Below are 19,025 nucleotides of genomic sequence, written 5' to 3'. Positions count from 1 at the left end.
TTCCGTGCGCATTTTGCTATCTTGGAACGATCGATAGTGTGATCGGTGGTGTGACATCGGGACTGGTGGGCGCGCACATTCGAACGCCCACTTACTCGCGAACGGCGCACAGGAATCGTTGAGTCGGGGCGAATCCGGTACTTTTTTAGCCATCGCGAATTTATGGGGGAGCAGACGCGAGGAACGTGAGCGTTTGGCGAGCGCCGGTCAGTCGGTCGAAGGCCGGAATCGCAAACAGCGATACGTGGTGCCACTATGCACCTGCGGCGCAAGGCGCCGATTCATCGCAATGCGGCGGGGTAGCGGCCGGTCAATATTGGCAGTTGCGCCGTGCACTTGTTCCGAATGTGCCGAGCAGAGGTTGCGACCAGGGTTTGTTTCATGAACGCTGCCATTGGCCGGTAAGCAACGTCCACGGAGATCTACGGAGAACCACTTTGTTACATAGCATCCGGCACGGAGGGTTTGGGCATCAACGCAGCACACTGCGCTACGGGTGGCGGGCGTGGCCGTTACGCCGGCTAGCCGGACGTTGAACGCACCAGCGCATAATTGCCCCTGATATTCAGAAGTCGCATCCCTATGATGACCATCGAATTGAACGAGCAATTGCTTGCATTGGAAACGCGATATGCGAGCAATCCGCGAGATACCGCAATCATGCTCGAAATTTGCGAGACGCTGGTTGCGCTCGGACGCGAAAACGAACTGCTCTATTGGACAGACCGCGCATTAGCGCTCGATCCGCTCAACGCGGAATTGATCGGGATACGCGCGTTTGCACTCAATCTGTTGGGGCGACACACCGAGGCCGCCGAGACTTGGGCGCGAGCCCCGTTGTCTTCGGCCGAGTCCGCACTAGCCCCGCTGCGTCGCGGCTACAGTCTGATGATGGCCGGTGATCTCGAGCGAGCAGTTCCGCTCCTGGAGCAAGCGCTGCAACTAGCCGTCTCGCACAATGCATCGTTCGCGGCGCAGGCCGAACACCTCTTGGGCGAGGCGATGCTCAAAACAGGGGACACGGGCGGCTTTGGTCACTGGCTGATGCGCAATGGGGATCCCAGCTCGGCTGGCAGCTATTGCCCCGCCGGAATTCCACCGTGGGACGGAGAAATCGATCTGCAGGGTCGGCGCGTATTGATCGCACATCAGCTGGGTTTCGGCGACAACTTTCTCCTCGGCGCATGCGTGAGTGATTGGCTTCGGGCGGGCGCCAGCCTGATGATCACATGCGACCAGCAGATTCATGCGCTCATGCAGGCTTCGCTGCCCGGTTGCGAAGTCGTCAGCGCGCCGCGACCGTCGCACCTGCAAGATGCCTTGCCGGATTACGTGGAGGCCCGTGTGAACGTGTTCGCACCGCACTTTTACACCACGCTGCTACATCTGCCGCTGCTGAAAGCCAAGCAAGGACGGCAGTCCGAGAACTACTTCCAGCCCTACATCCACGCTCCGGCAGTGAAACAGCAGGCAGCCGAAGGGTGGGCACGGCAGTTACGCGCGCAATATCCAGGCAAGACACTGGTTGGCCTGTTCTGGGACTGCGATCAACGTCACTGGCCCGCACTGGATAGCGTTCCGCGGTATTGGGCTGCGCGCCGCAGTCTGCCGCTGGAGGCGATCAATTGGCTCGTGACGAATCCCGTCGTGGCCAGCCATGTGCATTTTGTCAATCTGCATCACCCATTAGTGGAAGTGCGTGCTGGCACGCCTGCAGGAAACGTAAGTCGTTACCTGCCTGGCATCTGGCATTTTGACGACACGGCGGCCTGCATCGCACAACTTGATTCGGTAGTTGCGGTGGACTCGGCAGTGGCCAACTTGGCCGCGATGATGGGCACGCGGACCTGCGTGCCCGTGAATACGTCTGGCGACTGGCGTTGGGGCCGCAGAGGAACGACTAGTCCGTGGATCAAGGACGCGACCGTGCTGCGACAGACTTGCGAAGGTGATTGGAATCCCGTCGTACTCGATATCGCGTCGTGGTTATTGCAGCGCCCTAGCTGACCGGCATAGCTGGTCGGCTATCTCAGGCTAAACGGGCAACATTTTCCGTTTTTTGAGGCAATGGAGGCCATAGTTCGGCCGAGCGCTGCAGGCGCAAGGGCCGAATGAGCGGGGCATACCGATGTCGTTTGCCGGAGCCAACGCAAACGCAGTGGCCGTCTTCCTAACGCATCGGCAGTCCGGCGCCGGCATGTCGCGAACCCGGCGCAACCGGAGCCGTTATAGCCCTCGATTGCGCTCCAAACGCAAAAATCCCGATCACAGATCGGCCGCGATCGGGGTAAGAAATCGTCGGTAGCCATTTATTTCCGGGGGCGGCTTTCGACAGATTGGGGCTTGCATGACGACTCCTGATAGTAGGAAGAAGGTGCCGGGCCAGTAAGGTGCGATTGCCTCAGAACGTGACCCGACGGCGTCATGGCACAAAACCGATAGCGGGCGACCGGATGCAGCGCCCGTAGCAGTCGTTACGCCTTCATCCGCCGCATCGCATCCGCCAGCATCCACAGCGCGCGGTTGAGCTTCACGCTCTGGTCGATGCCGGTGATGGGTCGCGTCGACATCGCGCGGCCCGAGCGTGAACGTCCATGGAGGCCGCCCTTGGTGAGGTTTTCCTGCACGCGGTTAAAGACACTCCAGAGGTCGTCGCGGCGGTCCTCGAAACGGCGTGGCGCGAGTAACTGGCCTTCGCTGATGGGGGGCAGGGCTTCCGCGTCGGTCGGATCGTACCGCAGTGCAAGCGCGGAGCGGGCGAATGCGTGCTGTTCGTCGCAGTCGAGCGCCACCGCGCGCATGCCGTCTTTCTGTTCTCGGATCAGTTCGAACCCGTCGAGCACGTCGAACGCACCGTTGATCACGTTCTGCACCACGTTGCCTTTGTGCGGCACACGGATATCGGCGACGTTCTCGCCTGCGACCATGCCGTTCTGGCAGACAAAACGGAACGTGCCGGCGAGCATCTGGTAGCTGCTTGTGCCGTCGTGCGAGTTCAGCAGCACGATTTCATCGGCTTCCTCGCCAGTGATCTGGTCGGCATGGCGCAGCCGTAGCATGTGTTTGGTGAATTTCCGTTTGCTGGAATCGCGTACGCGCGTTTGGCAGATCATGAACGGCTGAAAGCCTTCGCTGCGCAGGCCGCGCAGCACGTCGATGGTGGCAATGTAGGCGTAGCGTTCGGAGCGGCTTTCGTGCTTGCCGTCCGCGAAAATGGACGGGGCCACGCGGCGCATCTGATCGTCTGACAGGGGCGCGTCGGCGCGCAGCATCGGGGCGCTATAATGGAATGAGGAAGCGAGTTGCATTGCGTTCTCCGCAGTCAAGGTTGAGGGCCTGAAGCGGGCGAGGAGATATGCCTTGCCGTTGCGGCCGGACACCTCCCGGTGGAACTCGGGGTTGGCGTTGCTGTCGCCTGGCTCCCGGGTTCCCGCCCGTGCGACTGAAGGAGCCGATAGCGGGCAGGCGTCAAGGAAATAGGCGAGGGAGGGGTGCGGGCAACACGGTCCCGCGCCCCTTGATGCCTACCCGCTATTGGCTACGGTCGCGTGTCAGGGGCGGGAAGTTGGGGACCATTGCATGCCATGCCGCAGATTGACCGGGAGTATGGGGATTGCGCTCGAATCGAAGCCGACGAGCTTGTCCTTCTGCACGACCGATCGTCAGTGCGTCGGTCCCGTGCAAAGAATTTCCATAGGAGCATAGCCGGCCTAAAAGCGGCGCGAAGCCCGATTCATTGGGTCACCGCGAGTAGATCAATCATGGTTGAGCGCACGAATTTTCATAAATTCAGGGCTTGTGATGGGAAATTGCGCTTACCTTATTCACCCCCTTACGGGGCAACTTTCGGTTGCTTGCGTGGAATTTGGCATGGATTCGACTAGGCATCAGGCCCCGCACCGAGCTGCAACGTTACTAGAGAGGGTTTTAGGGCTCCTGATATGCAGCTTGATTGGTCTCGCCAGCACAGGCGCACACGCTCACTCCGTGTTGCGGATCGCGCGTATTGCGAATGTTCCGGATCAAGAGGTGGGCGCACAAATTCTCACCGTTGTTTATTCAAAGCTCGGCATTCCGGTGGAATTTGTCGACGTGCCAGCCAAGCGGTCGTTGATCGAATCGAGTTCGAGCCGCCTGGACGGCGAGGTTCAGCGTGTGCTGGACGTACAGAGAGAATATCCGACGCTTGTCGCCGTCAAGGAGCCATTCAACTATATCGAGCCAACGGTGTTCGCGAGGGAGTTGAACGCCGACATCAAGGGCTGGGAGTCGCTGCGTCCCTATCGCGTCGGCATTGTCCTCGGTGTAGGTTCGTCCGAGCGTGGGACGGCCGGGATGCCGGAAGTTGAACGAGCCTACACGATGGATCAATTGATGGAGATGCTTGCTAGCAATCACACCGATGTTGCCATCAATGACCTCTTCAGCGGTATGTTGATCATTCGCAGGCTCGGTCTGGATGGGCAACTGCGAGCGGTGTTGCCGCCATTGCAGCACATTGACATGTATCACTTCCTTAGTGAGCGTAACCGAGCACTCGTACCACAGGTGGAGGCCGTTATCAGGCATATGCGCGCAAGCGGGGAATTGCAGGCGCTTCGATCGCAAATTACTAAAAACATGCTGAAGGAGGCGCTTCACGGCGCACCTTTGGTAGATCGGTGATCAGGCGCGTTTAAAGAATGGGCATCGTCAGACCGGCTGGGCATATGAATCACTTTGACGATCTGCCGCGTCGCCAACCGAACGAGCTTGATACTGCGTTGGTCAATGCGTCGGTGGTTCTACCTGCGGCGGAATTCCGTGACCAGTCAGGTAGTGCGTCTCGCGTCGATATTATCTTATCGGAATCCAGCCAGGATTTGGATTTTTGCACGTAGCTCACCTAAGGCCGGGACACACCTATTGAGCCGCTACGATAGAGGGGCGCATAGGACCATGTGGCTATGTCGTAACGTGGGTTTTTGTGCGGTGAGTGGGTTGACGCAACGTCGTTCGGTCCCGCGTTCGCGCTAGACAACGGCCCGAGAGTTTGAGCGCAATGCGATGTGCCGCTGCTTCCAAACCAGATCATGACCGACCGCGTGCGCTCATAGCATGACGCGCGTGGGCAATAGCGGTACTCTGTGACGATTCCGTTGCTTTCTTCGTTCCGGCTGTACGTGGAATACGGTATTTGAACCGATGATCTTCTTGCTTATGACCCATGCCTCCCAGCGAGCCAAAATCGGCCGAATCTGGCGGGTGTAATCGGCGCGGTCATAGTGCCTGCTTTGAACCCCCCCGAGTCCGTGGGACAGGATTTGTGAACGGAGGTCCTTCGATACGCGGAGCTCTTCGATCAGCAGTGTTTCGACGGTGCGCCGGATATCGGTCCACCCGAATCCCGCAACGGCTTCCCTACTGGCAATCATTGCAGCAGATATTTTCGATATCACGTCACTCACAGTGTCGGGCACCGTCGTGCCGAATATTCGTTGGTCTTCGGCGTCATTCTGAATGTTGGAAAGACATCGTTCGACGATGGCGGCGGCCCGGGCGGGCAACGGGATGTCGTGGCGGCGTGGTGTCTGTCGTCGTCCTTTGTGATCGAATAGTGTCAGGATTTTTGTGTCGCAGTTGTAATCCGGACGTTCCGCTCGCAAGAGTTGCGCAATACGCTGCGCGCCGGCGAGCACTGCGACCCTCACCGCGGCCGCTGCGAGCCCGTCTGTTTGTGAGAGGCGTCGCCAGAACGCATGGAACTCGGAACTAGAAAGGTGGCGCTGTCCCACACGGTTGAACTGGTTTAGCGCTTTTGTAGCGGCAATTGGGTTGAACACAATGCCGAACCCGGTCATGGTTGCCGGAGCTGCCGCGTCACCATCGATACCTAGTGCCAATTCAAAAGCCGCATGCAACGACGTCCGTACTTTCCCGGCCGTCCGACCTTTGCCAGCCTCGACCAGCCTTCGGAAGATTTCAGTTGCTTGCTCGCGCGTGAGATCTTTCGCGGGTGACATCGCGTATTTCGGAAATGCGTCATAGACGTGCAAAGTGACCATCCGTTTGACATCGCCCGCGCTCGGTTTACCTCTACCTTTCAGATGTGAGATGTAGGCGTCCATCAACGCTTGGAGCGTGAACTTTGTTTTCGCTAGCGCCTCGGCTGCAGCCTCAGCCGCAACGCGCGATTCGTTCTCTTTTCGTATGCGTTCCGCAGCTACTGCTGCGCGCGCGTTCGCGTGCAGATCGCCGCCGGCAACAGACTGACGCTTCGCGGCGGCGTTGCTGCACTGGAGCCGTGCATCGGCGAGCGTCAGTCGATCGGACTGGTCGCCGTAGGCGCCGAGCGGGAAATATTTGTTTCGGCGTTCCACGGAGTACCGGTAATACCACGCAGCCGTACCCGATGCGGAGATCTTGAGCGATAACGCACCTTGTCCTCGCCCGCGGGATTCGTGCAACCAGCAGACTTTCTCTGAACGACGGGCCTCCTGGATGGCCGCTGCGATGGTCCGTTCCGTCAGCATTTTCGCCCTCCACTGCAGATGGCAAAGTGACGGTACGAGTCTACACTAGGTCTACACTACTCGAGTAGAACTCTACGAAGTTCGCCGGACCGAACAGGAAGTGGAAATCCTGTAAGTGATTGATTTATAGTGGTAATGGTGTTTTCAGGTGGATCTCAGTGAACCAATGCGGAAAGAATTTATGCTGCCTTCTAAGCCGTAGGTCACACGTTCGAATCGTGTAGGGCGGGCCAGTCGAATCAGTGCGTTAGCTGATACTTTCACATTCCCCGTCCACTGTCGGCCTGCGCGTGTAGGCAGCATGCACGTTTTTTGTCGTCAACCCGAATTGCAACCATCCATGTGGACCGGCTGCCCTCACTGACAAACGCTTACTTTAGTGGTGTCGTACGCTGCAATGCCTTGCTGGTCGCATGACGAGATCGAGGCACGGATGCGTGGTCGTGACATGCGGTGGCTGTCCGATGCGCCGGCCAGGCTCGAGGGGTGGCCAGTGGCATTGGTGCAATCGCGTCGCGGCCGCTGGATTGCAAGTCCGGATTCGTTGCCGACAACCCGTCCGAACACGAGCAATCCTTGTTGTAGAAAAACTACTAAACGGCCGATGACTGATCTGCCTTCATTTGATCTCTCGCTGTAGTTTGGTTACATACAAAATCCAGATGTCACGAGATTGTCTACGGTTTACCCGTAAAGCTGACAGATTGTTTGAGCTCAAAATCTGTATTTATACTACATCGGCCTACTTGTCTTGATTGGCGATTCGGATGTTGTGTTTGTAATAAAACTACAGTCGAGGGCGCGGCGTTGCAGAATCATGCGAGGCGTCGGTGCGTGCATGTCCCTTTTCCAACACGTTGTGAAAACGGAGTAAACGATGTTTGTGCACAGTCTGTCGGACGTTGAGAGAACGGAGTGTTTTGTTGAGTGGGGCGCCGGCACGAGTCATCGGCTACTGACCGAGCGCGACGGCTTCGGCTACACGATCTGCCACACAGTGGTACGGGCGGGTACGGAGTCGCTGTTGCAATACAGGAATCATCTGGAAGCGTGCTACTGCATCGCGGGTCACGGCGAAGTGGAGGATGCGGACGGGAACGTATACCCGATCCGGCCGGGAGATATGTACGCACTCGACAGGCACGACCTGCATTATCTGAGAGGCGGCAAGGACGAGGATCTTGTGCTCGTGAGCGTGTTCAATCCGCCGCTGCGTGGTAACGAGCGGCACAAGCTCGACGGCGCGTCCGGATCGACGTACTGAGCGTCTAGTGGAGGAGGCGTACTCGGCACGCGTTCCGATCAATTTTGCGAGGGCATACGCGTGAAGCGCGTCGATCAGCCGGCCTTTTTGGGCTCTCTCTTTCTGTCGCGTCTTGCAGACCAGATGCTGCTCTTTCTGGTACCGCTCGTCGTCTTTCAGATCACTCAGAAAGCGACGTGGTCCGGACTCGCTTTTTTCATTGAAGCGCTCCCGAGATTCATTGCCTTCCCGATCTGCGGCGCACTGAGCGACCGCGTGTCACCGATTCGCGTGCTGCGCGTGAGCCAGACCAGTCGCGCTGCCGCTTGCTTGGTCGGTATCGCCGGCTATATCGCCTGGAGCGGAATCGGATGGCTGATCGCGTTGTCAGCCATATGCGGCGCACTCACGAGCCAGGGCCTCGTCGCTCGTGAGGTGCTGCTGCCCCAGATTTTTCCGCAGCAGCGCTTCGAAAAAGTGCTGTCCTACACGCAACTCGCCGATCAGTTGGGTGTCGTGCTCGGGCCGATCATTGCGGCGGCGCTGCTTGGATTCCGCAATTGGGAGTGGGCCGTCGCTTGCGCGGCGCTACTGTTTGTTGCGGCGGATTTGCTGACATTCGTATGGCAACGAACCAGCACGGCGCGCATTGCGTCTCCCGAACGCTCGGCGGGGCCGTGGTATGCGCCGTTTGGCGTGGCACTGCGGCATGTCGTTACGCTGCCGGGGCTCTTGCGGTTGGTCCTGCTTGCGGCGGCGGAAAACCTCGTGATCGGGACGACACTTGCGACAGCGGCTGCAATGGTTACCGGTGCGTTTCAGCAGTCCGACGGTTTCTATGCCGGACTGCAGGTGGCGGGCGCCGCCGCGACGGTCGTGATCCTGTTGTTCGTCGCGCGTATCGAAGTATCGCGTGTGCGGCTCGGAATTGTCGCATTCGTTGCGATTGCAACGGGCGGCCTCGTGATGGGCATGTCGAATTCGATTGCGATGTACGTTGCCGGTTTCCTGATGGTCATCGGTTTCGACAAGATGTTCAACGTGTACATACGCAGCGCACGACAGGCCATCATTCCCCCTCGGGACTACGGCAAGACGACGGGGGTCATCGTTCTGCTGAATAACGCGACGCAGCCGCTGGCCGGGCTGCTTGTGGGGCTCTTCTCCGGTCACGGGCGCGTTGCGCTAGTCGTGACGCTGACCGCGATCGGCATGGCGATACTGGGCGGCGTGGTCGTCGCCGTTGGCGCCGCCCGAACCCGATCGACTGCAGGTGTTTCGGACTGACGCCTGACGCCGGGCGTTCTCGATAGGCAGGAAAACCCGAAATTAAATTAGGGATGCAAAATGAGAGTGGTCGAAACGTCGATCCTGAAACAGTGGTACAGCAAGGAATACGGCGCTGGCGACACGAAGCCCGTTTTCGGCACCGTGCGCGATGAAGTCGCTGCATTCCTGGACATGATCCCGGCGCGACCAGGGCGAGCCCTTGAACTCGGATGCGGAGACGGTCGTAACCTCGTGGCATTGGCTGGTAAAGGATTGAGTCTGACGGGCGTGGACATGGTAGACAGCCTGGCAATTACCGGGAAGGCAAATCGGAAATTGTCCGAGTTGACGTTCATCCAGGCCGATATTCTCGAATACGAGCCCGAGCACAGCGCGTTCGACGTCGTCGTTTGCTCGGAGGTATTGCACTTCTTCACGAAAGACGAACTTGCGGACGTGATGGCGAAGATCGTACGGGCGGTGAAGCCGGGTGGTTGGCTGTTTGTCGATCTGCTGTCCGACTTGACACGTCATTTCGCGGCGACCGGAGAGCCATTCGTCTGGGACAAGGAGGCGGGGGTGTCGATACCGGAGGCAGAAGCGCTCTTCAGGAGATGGCTCACCGCCTTCGATGTGACGTGGACTCGACATTTCTTCGATCGACAGACCTGGCCTCTGACGGACGCTGCGGACATGCCGATCGCTCCGTACGTCTGGCAGGGAACCTATGTCTCTGTCTGTGCGCGCAAACATGCTCAGGAGGTTCGGTGACGCATCCCGTATTCCTCGACGACGCGATCGTCAGGCAAGCGCGACGATTTCCGCACAAAATCGCACTCGTTGTCGACGGCCGACCCACAACTTATCAGGCGCTCGAGCGCGAAACAGAGCGGGCTGCGCGAGCACTGCTCGCGCTTGGCGTATGCGCAGGCGATCGTGTTGGCCTGTTTGCATCATTCTCGCCGGCAATTGTTGCAGTCTATCTGGGCTGCCTGCGCATTGGCGCGGTGACGGCGGCCACGCATCACACGCTGAGCGACGACAAGCTGATCCACCAATTGCAGCATGCAGGCGCGAAAGTGCTGGTAACGGATCGAACCGTTGGCTTGGGAAGAATTTGCGATGCCGCGAAGTTGGAGTGGGCGGTCGTTCTTGGCACGGCGGACGAACGCGATGTCCGTATCGTCGATTTCGGGAAGATCGACACGTCGCGCTCCGATGCACCGGAGCGCTCGTTCACGACCGAGCACCCGGTGTCGATTTTTTATACGACGGGCTCGACCTACGCGCCGAAGGGGGTACTGGTCAATCACCGGATCATGACGGCTGCATGCGAAAGCGTCACATCGTATCTCGATATGGGCCCCGACGACGCGGTATTGAGCTATTCGACGCTAGCGTCCGACTATGGCGTCTATAACGTGCTGATGCCGCTGTACCGCGGGGCAACCGCGGTGATTGAGCGTGTTGCGCCGGAAACACCGGAACACGTACTCAATGTAATCGAGCGTGAGCGGGTGACGGCGCTGCACGTGTTTCCGCCGGTCATCTTTGTCCTGTCTCGCGCCGATCCGACGTGGCAAGCGCGTGTCCCGTCGCTGCGCTACATCTCGAGTAGCGGCCAGGCGCTGCATCCCAAACATATCGAGCGGATTCGTTCCGCGTTGCCGGACGTGCTGTTCTATTCGAACTACGGGATGACCGAATGCAAGCGGATCAGCTTCCTGCCGCCGCAGGAACTGCTTCGCAAACCCACGTCGGTCGGCAAGCCGTTGGCGGGCGTTACCGTGCTTGTCGTCGGAGACGATGGCGAGCCAGTCGCGGATCCTGGGCAAGTGGGAGAGCTTTGGGTGAGTGCACCGTTCACGATGCTCGAGTATTGGGCGATGCCTGAAGCGACTGCGGCGGCATTCGCGACCTTGGCGAATGGTACACGGATGCTGAAGACCGGTGATCTGTTCCGACTCGACGCCGAAGGCGATCTCCACTACGTCGGGCGCAAGGACGACATTTTCGTGCGCGGTGCATGGAACGTGAATCCGCGCGACGTCGAGCGCTGCCTGATCTCGCATCCGGCGGTCGCGGAGGCGATCGTCGTCCCGGTGCCTGACGAGTGCATGGGGCATCTGCCCAAGGCATTCGTCGTGCTGGAGCCGGGGCGCACGGTCCTGGACGGAGAACTCGCCGAGTACTGTGGCGCACGCATCGACTGGCATATGGTGCCGGCGGCGTTCGAGATTGTCGGACGCTTGCCGCGATCCCAGTCAGGGAAATCGACAGGAAAAGGTCTCGTCTGAACACCGTAAAGGAAAACAGAATGTCCGAGTATCCGCATGCACGCCCGCTGGAACAAGGTGTCGAAGACTGGCGGCAGACGGCAATGATCCGCCTTGCCGGCCACTTCAATAGCCTCGCCACAGGCACGACGCAGGTGCCGTCTCGATCGATCGAGAGTCCCATTCGCGGCCAGATCGCGGATCAGGAGGTCGTCGACTACCACGATGCGATGGTCGCTGCGGCGGGGCCCCTGTTCCGTCATTTCCTCGGCAGCGTCCCTCACGTTCTCGAGGAGTTGGCACGGGTGGGCGTTGCGCTGCATCGCGTCGCGCATCAACCAGGCCAAGCACGACGCTTCAGCTTGCTCGAAGTGGATGCGTTCGACGGGACCTGCGCGAGGACGCTCGCGCGGCGCTCGGGCGGCCGAATTCGCACGCTTACGACGTCGCCTAACGTGGCGAACGAACCGCACTTCGTTCGCGATGCTGATCCTGCATCGTCGCGATTCTTCCCCGAGTCGATCTTCGCGCTGGACGAAACGAAACTTGCCGCTTGCGACATCGCGAAGTTCGGCGACGGTTTCGATTGGACATATGAGATGGCCGCATTCCAGTTCTATACCAGGAATCGCGCTGCTCAGATCGCTCACGTGAAGCGGTTCATGAAGCCGGACGGCCTCGCGTTCTTTCTCGAAAAGCTGAATCAGCCGGACGCCGACGAGTACGAGCGCCGCGAGCAGGTCAAGGATCAACTGTTCAAGTCGCGATACTTCACGCAAGAGGAAATCGCGTGGAAGCGACAGCAGATGCTCGAACAGATGGAAAACGGGCAAGTGACCTTCGACGTGTTCATATCGGCGCTGCGAGAACACTTTGAATACGTGTACCTGCTATGGAACAGCACCAATTTTTACGAATTCGTCGCGTCGAACGATCGCGAGCATGTCGATCGCTTCCTGATGGCACTTGGGCCGATCAACCAGCCCGACGTGTTCTGCTTTGAGGCGTCGCGTATCGGGCAACGTATCTGAACGGGAATCGACATGCACGAAACTTCGTGGTGGCCGGCCCTCGACAGCCGGCATTCTGCGATATGCGACGCGGTCCGCGACCATGTGCCGGTGTGGGAGCGCCGCGCCGTAGCGGCCGAACGGTCGAAACGATTGCCGTCGGAAACCTATGCCGAATTGCACGCGTGTGGCGTACTCGAATTGTTTTCGCCGCTGGGCTCGGTTTCGGATACGTCGGCGTGGCCAACGCTCGTAGAGGCTTCCCGAATTGCTGCGAGAGGGTGCGCGTCAACCGGCTGGATGATCGCGATGCTAGGCGGCCACGCGGCGATCGCGATGCGGACGGGGGCGAACTGCGTCAGGCAGCTTTATCGGAATGGTGTGCGCCAGCGTTTTGCGTCGGCGTCGGCCGGGCCGCAAAGTCGTCTGTCCTATATCGATGGCGGCATACATGTGACCGGGCGCTGGCGATTCAGCTCCGGTATCGAAGACGCGACGTGGTTGATGTTGAATGCGCCGTGCAGCGGATACCCGGGCGTCGAACCGGGAGACAAGGTGGTCGTGCTCGTCGAGCGTCGCCATGTCAGGCCACTAGCGTCGTGGCAGGCGAGCGGGATGTGTGCAACCGGATCGCAAGATGTCGAGATAGATCATTTGGCGGATGTCGGCTGTGCGACTCCGCTGGCAGAGCTCTTCGGCGTTCGGGAAGAAGAGGGGGCGGGAGAGTATCTGCATGTCGTGCCTGTCGTGCCGTACGTGACGACATCCATTGTCGGGCCGCTCGTTGGCGCGGCGGAGGGCGCGTATGATGCCTGGCTCGCCACGCTGCGCGACTCGAGCCTCACGGACGCGAAAGCGCGCGATCGGGCGGCTGAGCGGGTCGGGCACGCTGCCGCCGAACTTGCTGCCGTGCGACTCATGTACGTGTCGCTGATAGGGCGACTGCACGACGCAGGTGTTGCCCGGCGGGCGCTCGACGCAACCGATTGTCTTGCTCTACGGCGTGATCGCGCATATCTGGCGAATCGCTGTGTCGACATCGTACGGCGTATCGTCGAGCGCGCCGGCGCGTCGACTTTCACGTCGGAAAACACGATACAACGCCGCTGGAGGGACATCCAGGTCATGGCGGCTCATCGCGACGTAGCGTGGGAGACGGCAATGACTCAATATGGAGAGTCGATGCTTACGCAGGCTGACGTCATGGCGCCGTCGTCTGGTCGGGCTAACAGCTGACGAGGAATCGTACGCGTTGCCGTACCTGAAGGTATCCGGAATTCCGTGTGCGAGGCGGATCCAGATCCAGACTCCAATGGTGAATCGTTCCGGGAAAAGCGGCGCGAACCGAGTCGTGGCGCTCTTCCAATCCCGCCGGGAATCGGGCCACTTGGCCACGACATCGCGCCGCGCCAGCCAGATCGGTCTGAGCGTTGCCTCATCCGACGGGAAGTCGGTCGCGCGCCGTGATGAAGTTCCGAAGCTGCGCACCACGCCCTCGTCGCGGATCTTGACTCGCAACGCGCCGAAGAACACGACCGGATACTTCGGCTCGAACGGTCGCTGCCGCCGGTCGCGCCGGCGCTGACCAACGCGATGTTCGCGGCGACCGGCACGCGCATCCGCGTGTCGATCACGGATCACCTGGCGAAGCGGAGCGCGAGTTGATCGACGGTCGTGCGCGGGGCAACGTGAGCGGCCCGGCGCACGACCGCGCTCGCTCGCGACGGCCCGGCCCCGCGCGCCGCGAGCGCCTGCCACCAGTCGCCGATCGACCCTTCACGGCCCCCGCGGTACGCCAGCATTGTCGGTTCCGAACGACCGTGCTAAATTCCTGCGACTACTTGCAGTCACCAACCGATCATCCAGTACCGGGCAACCGGTGCCGACGCCCGCGCCGGTGCGCCGCCCGACAGGAGACGGACGCGATGGAGCATGCATCGAGCGAGCACGCGCGGAGCGACCGGACCTCGCATGGGCGGGCGCCGGCGACGCGTGGCGGTCCGCTCGCGGGCGCGCCCCGCTGACGTATCGATGCGCGGGCAGGCCGCGCGAGGAGAGACGACATGAAAGCCCTGTTGTGTACCGCGTTCGGCCCGATCGACCGTTTGCGCATCGACGACGTCGCGATTCCCGAACCGGCCGCCGGCCAAGTGCGGATCCGCGTGAAGGCGGCGTCGCTCAATTTCCCGGATGCGCTGATCGTGCAGGGGCTGTATCAGGTGAAGCCGGCGCTGCCGTTCTCGCCCGGCGCGGAATTCGCCGGCGTGATCGACGCGGTCGGCGACGGCGTGAGCGACTGGCGGCCGGGCGACGAGGTGGTCGCGTTCACCGGTCATGGCGGTTTCGCGGAGCAGTGCTTGGCCGACGTACACCAGATCGCGGCGCTGCCGCCGGGCATGACGTTCGAGCAGGGCGCGGCGCTGGTGCTCGCGTACGGCACGTCGCTGCATGCGCTGCAGCAGCGCGCGCGCGTGCAGCCCGGCGAGACGCTGCTGGTGCTCGGCGCGGCCGGCGGCGTCGGGCTGGCCGCGATCGAGATCGGGAAGGCGTTCGGTGCGCGCGTGATCGCGGCTGCGTCCAGTGCGGAGAAACTCGCGCTGTGCCGTGAAGCCGGCGCGGACGACACGATCGACTATGCGACCGAAGACCTGCGGCGCCGCGTCGACGAACTGACGGGCGGGCGCGGCGCGGACGTCGTCTACGATCCGGTGGGCGGCGCGTACACCGAGGCGGCGCTGCGCGCGACCGCGTGGCGCGGCCGCTTCCTCGTGGTGGGTTTCGCCGCGGGCGAGATTCCGAAGATCGCGCTGAACCTTGCACTGCTCAAGGAGCGCGACATCCTCGGCGTGTTCTGGGGCGACGCGGTGCGGCGCGACCCGGCGCAGCACGCGGCGAACATGCGCCAGCTCGCGCAATGGTTCGCGGCCGGCAAGATCCGGCCGGCAATCACCGAGCGCGTGCCGCTGTCGGCCGCGGCCGACGCGATCGCGCGGATGGCGACCCGGCAGGTCAAGGGCAAGGTCGTGATCCTGCCGGACGCATGATCGCGCTGTTTCGTGACGGCATTGCGGGGCGGCCCGGCCGAGCGCCGTCCGCGAGCGCTGATCGTTCTTCGTGTGACGTTATCGGAGTCGCTGAGCATGCAACCATTATCGAATCTCCAGCCCGCCGTCGCGAAATCGCTCGACGCCTGGCACGCGATGCTCGCGCGCAAGGATTTCGGCGAGCTCCATACGATCGTCCATCCGGACGCCGTGTTCCGCTCGCCGATGGCGTTCAAGCCGTACGGACCGGCACCCGCGCTGTTGCTCGCGCTGCGCACGGTCGTCACGATCCTCGACAACTTCGAATACCATCGCCAGTTCGCCGATGACGACGGCACGAGCATCGTGCTCGAATTCAGTGCGACGATCGGCGACAAGCGGTTGAAGGGAATCGACATGATCCGCTTCGACGCCAACGGGCGGATCGTCGAATTCGAGGTGATGATCCGTCCGTTCAATGCGCTGCAGGCGCTCGGCGCGGAAATGGGCGCGCGGCTCGGGCAGCAGCTGCCGGCGTTCAAGGTCGGCGGATAAGCGGCGGTGATCGCCGGCTGCGACGCTGCGAAGCGTCGCGCTTTCATCCGGCGCGCGTGAGCGTACTCGCGCGTTCGCCGCGATCATCCATCCACGCCTCGTCCCGAAACGCCGGCACCGCGCGCGGCGGCAGCGTGATCACGAAGCGTGCGCCGCCGAGCGGCGAATCCTCGAGCCGCACGTCGCCGCCATGCACGAGCGCGACGCGCCGCACGATCGCGAGGCCCAGACCGAACCCGCCGGTCTGCCGGTCGCGGCTCGAGTCGAGCCGCTGGAACGGCTCGAACACGCGGGCTCGGTCGGCGGCCGGAATGCCGGGGCCGTCGTCGTCGACGCTCAGCACCAGCGCACCGGACGCGTCGTGCGTCGCGGACAGCAGGACCGTGCGCGACGCATAGCGCGCGGCGTTGCGGATCAGGTTCAGCAGCGCACGCGCGACGAGTTTCGGATCGCAGACGTGGGTCGCGGGTGCGACGGTCGCCGATACGCCGAGCGCGAGGCCGCGATCGGCGACGTCGTTCGCGACGTTGCCGGCGACGCTGTCGATCAACGCGTCGACGACGACGTCCATCGGCGCGAGTTCGCTTGCGCCTTGCTCCAGCCGCCCGATCGTCAGCAACTCGGTCACGAGCTCGTCGAGTTCGCGCACGTCGCGCCGCAGTTCGTCGCGGCGTTCGCGCATCCGGCCGCCGTCGTCGGAGTCGGCGAGCAGCGCGAGGCCGAATTCGAGGCGGGCGAGCGGCGTCTTCAGCTCGTGCGAGATCGCGTGCATCATCTCGCGCTGCTGCTGGATCGACGCTTCGATCCGCTCGGCCATGTCGTTGAATTGCTGCGACAGCTCGTAGATGTTCGATCGTCCGGACAGCTTCACGCGCGTCGACAGCCTGCCCGCGCCGAACGAATGCGCGGCGGCTTGCAGCTTGCGCAGGTCGCGCCAGTGATACGAGATCCACAACACGACCGCAAGCAGCGCGGCGAGCGCGAGCAGCAGATAGGCGTAGATCTTGATGTCCAGGTCGAACGGCTGGATCGGGCGCGCATGCAGCACGGAGCCGTCCGCGAGCGGCATGTAGTAATCCTTGCCGTCATAGCTGATCGCGATCCTGCCCGCGTCGAGGTCGCGCAGCGGCGCGCCGCTCAGTTGCGCGCGCGCCTCTGCGATCGTCACGAAGTCGAATCCTTCGTTGCCGTGCTTCGCGAGCTCACGCAGCGCGACCGTGCGCTGCGCACCGGGATGGCGTTCGAGATAGTCGTTCAGCACGAATGCGTAGGTCGTCAGCGAGTCGCGTTGCGCCTGCGCCGCGCGCTCGTAGAAGATCCGGTCGAACGAGAACTGGATGAACGCGATCGATCCGGCGACGCACAGGATCACGACGAGGTACAGCCTGATCAATGGGCGCAGCATTTATTCGTCCCATGCGGAAGGGCTGAACAGATAGCCGCGGCCCCAGATCGTCTTGATCTTGTGCGGCTCCGACGACGCGTCCTCGAAGCGGCGGCGCAGCTTCGAGATGCCGGAATCGACCGAGCGGTCGAGCCCGTCGAATTCGATACCGCGCAACTGCTTCAGGATGTCGTCGCGGCTCAGCACGGTGCCGGCCGCGCGCGCGAGGATCAGCAGCAGGTTGAACTCCGCGGTCTTCAGGTCGACCGGCTCCCCGCGCCACGTGACCGTGCGGTTCGGCGGCGAAATCGTCAGTTCGCCGAAGACCAGCGCTTCGGGCGCGGCGGTGGCCATTTCCGGCGCGGCCGGCCGCGCGCGCCGCAGCAGTGCGCGAGCGCGCGCGACCAGCACGCGCGGCTCGATCGGCTTCGTCACGTAGTCGTCGGCGCCGGTCTCGAGGCCCGCAACCTGATCGTAGACGTCCGCACGCGCGGTGAGAATCAGCACCGGGACGTTGGTGAACGCGCGAATGCGCCGGCACACTTCCATCCCGTCGAGATTCGGGAGCATCAGGTCGAGTATCACGAGCGCGGGCTGGTGCTCGCGCACCGCCGCAACGGCCAGGTCGCCGCGCCGCACGACCGTCACCGCGAATTCGTAGCTGTCGAGGTATTCGCGCACGAGCTGCGCGAGACGGTCGTCGTCCTCGATCAGCAGCACACGGTATTTAAGCGGATTGTCGTTCATGGTTTCTTCGAAATGCGCGCGTCGTCCCGCGCCCGGCAGCCGGGCACGCGGCGGCGCGGCACGCGAATTTTATCCCGCGTTCCGGCGGCCGGCGCAGCCGCACGACAATCAAGAACAATCGATCACAATTGAGCACAGATTCTCCGCAGATTCGGGACAGTCTCGGCGCGCGGCGGCACCTAGACTTCGGGCTTCCGTCACTCTTATCTCGATATTGTGCGCTCAACCCTTCGCCGTTCCCGTTATTGCGTGCCGCTCGCCGGCCTGACCCTTGCTGCTGCCGCTCACGCGGAAAACCAGTATTCGATTTCGCTCGGCGGCGGGTTCGCGCCGCGCTACCAGGGGAGCGACCAGTATCGCGGGGTCGTCGCGCCGGGGTTTTCCGCGAAATTGGGCAACGGCTTCTTCATCGACAGTACCGACGGCGCCGGCTACCGGCTGGACCTGCCGCACGGCGTGTTCGTGTCGGCGGCGGTGAACTACGACGCCGGCCGCGCGGATGACAATCGCTTTGACCTGCCGGGCTCGGACTACCTGAAGGGGATGGGCCGGATTCCTGGCTCGGTGCTCGTCGGCGTGCGCGCAGGCGTCACGCTGTTCAATGCGGCCGAACTCAGTGTCACCGTCGATACGCCGGTCACACATACGTCGCGCGGCGTATCGGGCCATGTCGATCTCGCGGTACCCGTGTTCAAGACCGCGCAGCACGAGATCATCGTGACAGGCAGCGTGCATGCCGGCACCGGACGCTATACGCAGACGTTCTATGGCGTGACCACCGCGCAGTCGTTGACGAGCCGCTTCCGGCCGTATTCGACGAGCGGCGGGATCGACAGCGCGACGATGTCGGTCGCGTGGAACTGGAACGTATCGCGGCATTGGTCGGTGCTCGCGACCGGCGGCGTGACGCGCCTGCTCGGACGTTACGGCGACAGCCCGATCGTGCAGACGCGCAGCAATTACTATGGAATGGCCGGCGCGACGTACAAGTTCTGAACGAGACGCC

General features: G+C 62.0%; 15 protein-coding genes and 1 pseudogene. 11 read left to right on the top strand and 5 right to left on the bottom strand.

The genetic code is table 11. The annotated features are described in order from the left end of the window. Positions 1 to 582: 582 nt before the first annotated feature. Complete coding sequence (locus BSE24067_RS10045) at positions 583 to 2,007, top strand: tetratricopeptide repeat protein (RefSeq protein ID WP_244130415.1); 1,425 nt, start codon at positions 583 to 585, stop codon at positions 2,005 to 2,007. Between the two features lie 467 nt (positions 2,008 to 2,474). Here the strand turns inward: BSE24067_RS10045 and BSE24067_RS10040 are convergent, their stop codons facing one another. Further along, complete coding sequence (locus tag BSE24067_RS10040) at positions 2,475 to 3,308, bottom strand: DUF932 domain-containing protein (RefSeq protein ID WP_151062986.1); 834 nt, start codon at positions 3,306 to 3,308, stop codon at positions 2,475 to 2,477. Positions 3,309 to 3,948: 640 nt separating this feature from the next. On the opposite strand from BSE24067_RS10040, the gene BSE24067_RS10035 reads away from it, so the two are divergent. Beyond that, entirely contained in the window at positions 3,949 to 4,665 is a 717-nt protein-coding gene (locus BSE24067_RS10035) for a substrate-binding periplasmic protein (RefSeq protein WP_170297422.1), read from the top strand. A gap of 425 nt (positions 4,666 to 5,090) precedes the next feature. Here the strand turns inward: BSE24067_RS10035 and BSE24067_RS10030 are convergent, their stop codons facing one another. Then, positions 5,091 to 6,512, bottom strand: a complete 1,422-nt coding sequence (locus tag BSE24067_RS10030; protein WP_151062988.1) for a tyrosine-type recombinase/integrase — start codon at positions 6,510 to 6,512, stop codon at positions 5,091 to 5,093. Between the two features lie 877 nt (positions 6,513 to 7,389). Between BSE24067_RS10030 and BSE24067_RS10025 the strand changes: the two genes are divergently transcribed. From BSE24067_RS10025 to BSE24067_RS33110, 6 genes are all read left to right on the top strand, one after another. Then, positions 7,390 to 7,776, top strand: coding sequence for an ectoine synthase (locus BSE24067_RS10025; RefSeq protein ID WP_151062989.1), 387 nt, complete (start codon positions 7,390 to 7,392; stop codon positions 7,774 to 7,776). 60 nt (positions 7,777 to 7,836) lie between these two features. Further along, positions 7,837 to 9,042, top strand: coding sequence for an MFS transporter (locus tag BSE24067_RS10020; RefSeq protein ID WP_151062990.1), 1,206 nt, complete (start codon positions 7,837 to 7,839; stop codon positions 9,040 to 9,042). A gap of 60 nt (positions 9,043 to 9,102) precedes the next feature. After that, a complete protein-coding gene (locus BSE24067_RS10015) occupies positions 9,103 to 9,795 on the top strand; it encodes a class I SAM-dependent methyltransferase (RefSeq protein ID WP_151062991.1) in 693 nt (230 codons plus the stop codon). Further along, entirely contained in the window at positions 9,792 to 11,321 is a 1,530-nt protein-coding gene (locus BSE24067_RS10010; protein ID WP_208455037.1) for a class I adenylate-forming enzyme family protein, read from the top strand. Before BSE24067_RS10015 ends, BSE24067_RS10010 begins: the two co-directional genes overlap by 4 nt. A 20-nt stretch (positions 11,322 to 11,341) precedes the next feature. Next, entirely contained in the window at positions 11,342 to 12,331 is a 990-nt protein-coding gene (locus tag BSE24067_RS10005) for a class I SAM-dependent methyltransferase (protein ID WP_208455036.1), read from the top strand. Between the two features lie 483 nt (positions 12,332 to 12,814). Continuing rightward, positions 12,815 to 13,546, top strand: coding sequence for an acyl-CoA dehydrogenase family protein (locus BSE24067_RS33110; RefSeq protein ID WP_420883485.1), 732 nt, complete (start codon positions 12,815 to 12,817; stop codon positions 13,544 to 13,546). A 69-nt stretch (positions 13,547 to 13,615) separates the two neighbouring features. Here BSE24067_RS33110 and BSE24067_RS33105 read toward each other — a convergent pair. Then, positions 13,616 to 13,793 (bottom strand): annotated as a pseudogene (locus BSE24067_RS33105) (IS256 family transposase); the annotation flags it as partial. A gap of 580 nt (positions 13,794 to 14,373) precedes the next feature. Between BSE24067_RS33105 and BSE24067_RS09995 the strand changes: the two are divergent. Then, a complete protein-coding gene (locus BSE24067_RS09995) occupies positions 14,374 to 15,354 on the top strand; it encodes an NADPH:quinone oxidoreductase family protein (RefSeq protein ID WP_151062993.1) in 981 nt (326 codons plus the stop codon). Between the two features lie 96 nt (positions 15,355 to 15,450). Continuing rightward, complete coding sequence (locus tag BSE24067_RS09990) at positions 15,451 to 15,888, top strand: nuclear transport factor 2 family protein (RefSeq protein WP_151062994.1); 438 nt, start codon at positions 15,451 to 15,453, stop codon at positions 15,886 to 15,888. A 43-nt stretch (positions 15,889 to 15,931) separates the two neighbouring features. Here the strand turns inward: BSE24067_RS09990 and BSE24067_RS09985 are convergent, their stop codons facing one another. Both BSE24067_RS09985 and BSE24067_RS09980 read right to left on the bottom strand, forming a co-directional pair. Then, a complete protein-coding gene (locus BSE24067_RS09985) occupies positions 15,932 to 17,293 on the bottom strand; it encodes an ATP-binding protein (RefSeq protein ID WP_151062995.1) in 1,362 nt (453 codons plus the stop codon). Continuing rightward, entirely contained in the window at positions 17,294 to 18,019 is a 726-nt protein-coding gene (locus BSE24067_RS09980; protein ID WP_151062996.1) for a response regulator, read from the bottom strand. It abuts the gene before it with no gap. 249 nt (positions 18,020 to 18,268) lie between these two features. On the opposite strand from BSE24067_RS09980, the gene BSE24067_RS09975 reads away from it, so the two are divergent. Beyond that, on the top strand, positions 18,269 to 19,015 hold the full coding sequence (locus BSE24067_RS09975) for a MipA/OmpV family protein (protein ID WP_151062997.1): 747 nt from the start codon (positions 18,269 to 18,271) through the stop codon (positions 19,013 to 19,015). Positions 19,016 to 19,025 lie beyond the last annotated feature (10 nt).

Origin of the sequence: Burkholderia latens (assembly GCF_902499045.1) — a bacterium.
Classification (GTDB): Bacteria; Pseudomonadota; Gammaproteobacteria; order Burkholderiales; family Burkholderiaceae; genus Burkholderia; species Burkholderia latens.
The sequence above is the reverse complement of the archived record's forward strand: the minus strand, read 5'-3'. Positions and strand labels throughout refer to the sequence as shown.

What these genes read in the sequence shown, in the direction of transcription:
- BSE24067_RS10045 (WP_244130415.1), top strand. Translation starts at nt 583, where the DNA reads ATGATGACCATCGAATTGAACGAGCAATTGCTTGCATTGGAAACGCGA.
- BSE24067_RS10040 (WP_151062986.1), bottom strand. Translation starts at nt 3,308, where the DNA reads ATGCAACTCGCTTCCTCATTCCATTATAGCGCCCCGATGCTGCGCGCC.
- BSE24067_RS10030 (WP_151062988.1), bottom strand. Translation starts at nt 6,512, where the DNA reads ATGCTGACGGAACGGACCATCGCAGCGGCCATCCAGGAGGCCCGTCGT.
- BSE24067_RS10025 (WP_151062989.1), top strand. Translation starts at nt 7,390, where the DNA reads ATGTTTGTGCACAGTCTGTCGGACGTTGAGAGAACGGAGTGTTTTGTT.
- BSE24067_RS10015 (WP_151062991.1), top strand. Translation starts at nt 9,103, where the DNA reads ATGAGAGTGGTCGAAACGTCGATCCTGAAACAGTGGTACAGCAAGGAA.
- BSE24067_RS10005 (WP_208455036.1), top strand. Translation starts at nt 11,342, where the DNA reads ATGTCCGAGTATCCGCATGCACGCCCGCTGGAACAAGGTGTCGAAGAC.
- BSE24067_RS33110 (WP_420883485.1), top strand. Translation starts at nt 12,815, where the DNA reads ATGTTGAATGCGCCGTGCAGCGGATACCCGGGCGTCGAACCGGGAGAC.
- BSE24067_RS09995 (WP_151062993.1), top strand. Translation starts at nt 14,374, where the DNA reads ATGAAAGCCCTGTTGTGTACCGCGTTCGGCCCGATCGACCGTTTGCGC.
- BSE24067_RS09990 (WP_151062994.1), top strand. Translation starts at nt 15,451, where the DNA reads ATGCAACCATTATCGAATCTCCAGCCCGCCGTCGCGAAATCGCTCGAC.
- BSE24067_RS09985 (WP_151062995.1), bottom strand. Translation starts at nt 17,293, where the DNA reads ATGCTGCGCCCATTGATCAGGCTGTACCTCGTCGTGATCCTGTGCGTC.
- BSE24067_RS09980 (WP_151062996.1), bottom strand. Translation starts at nt 18,019, where the DNA reads ATGAACGACAATCCGCTTAAATACCGTGTGCTGCTGATCGAGGACGAC.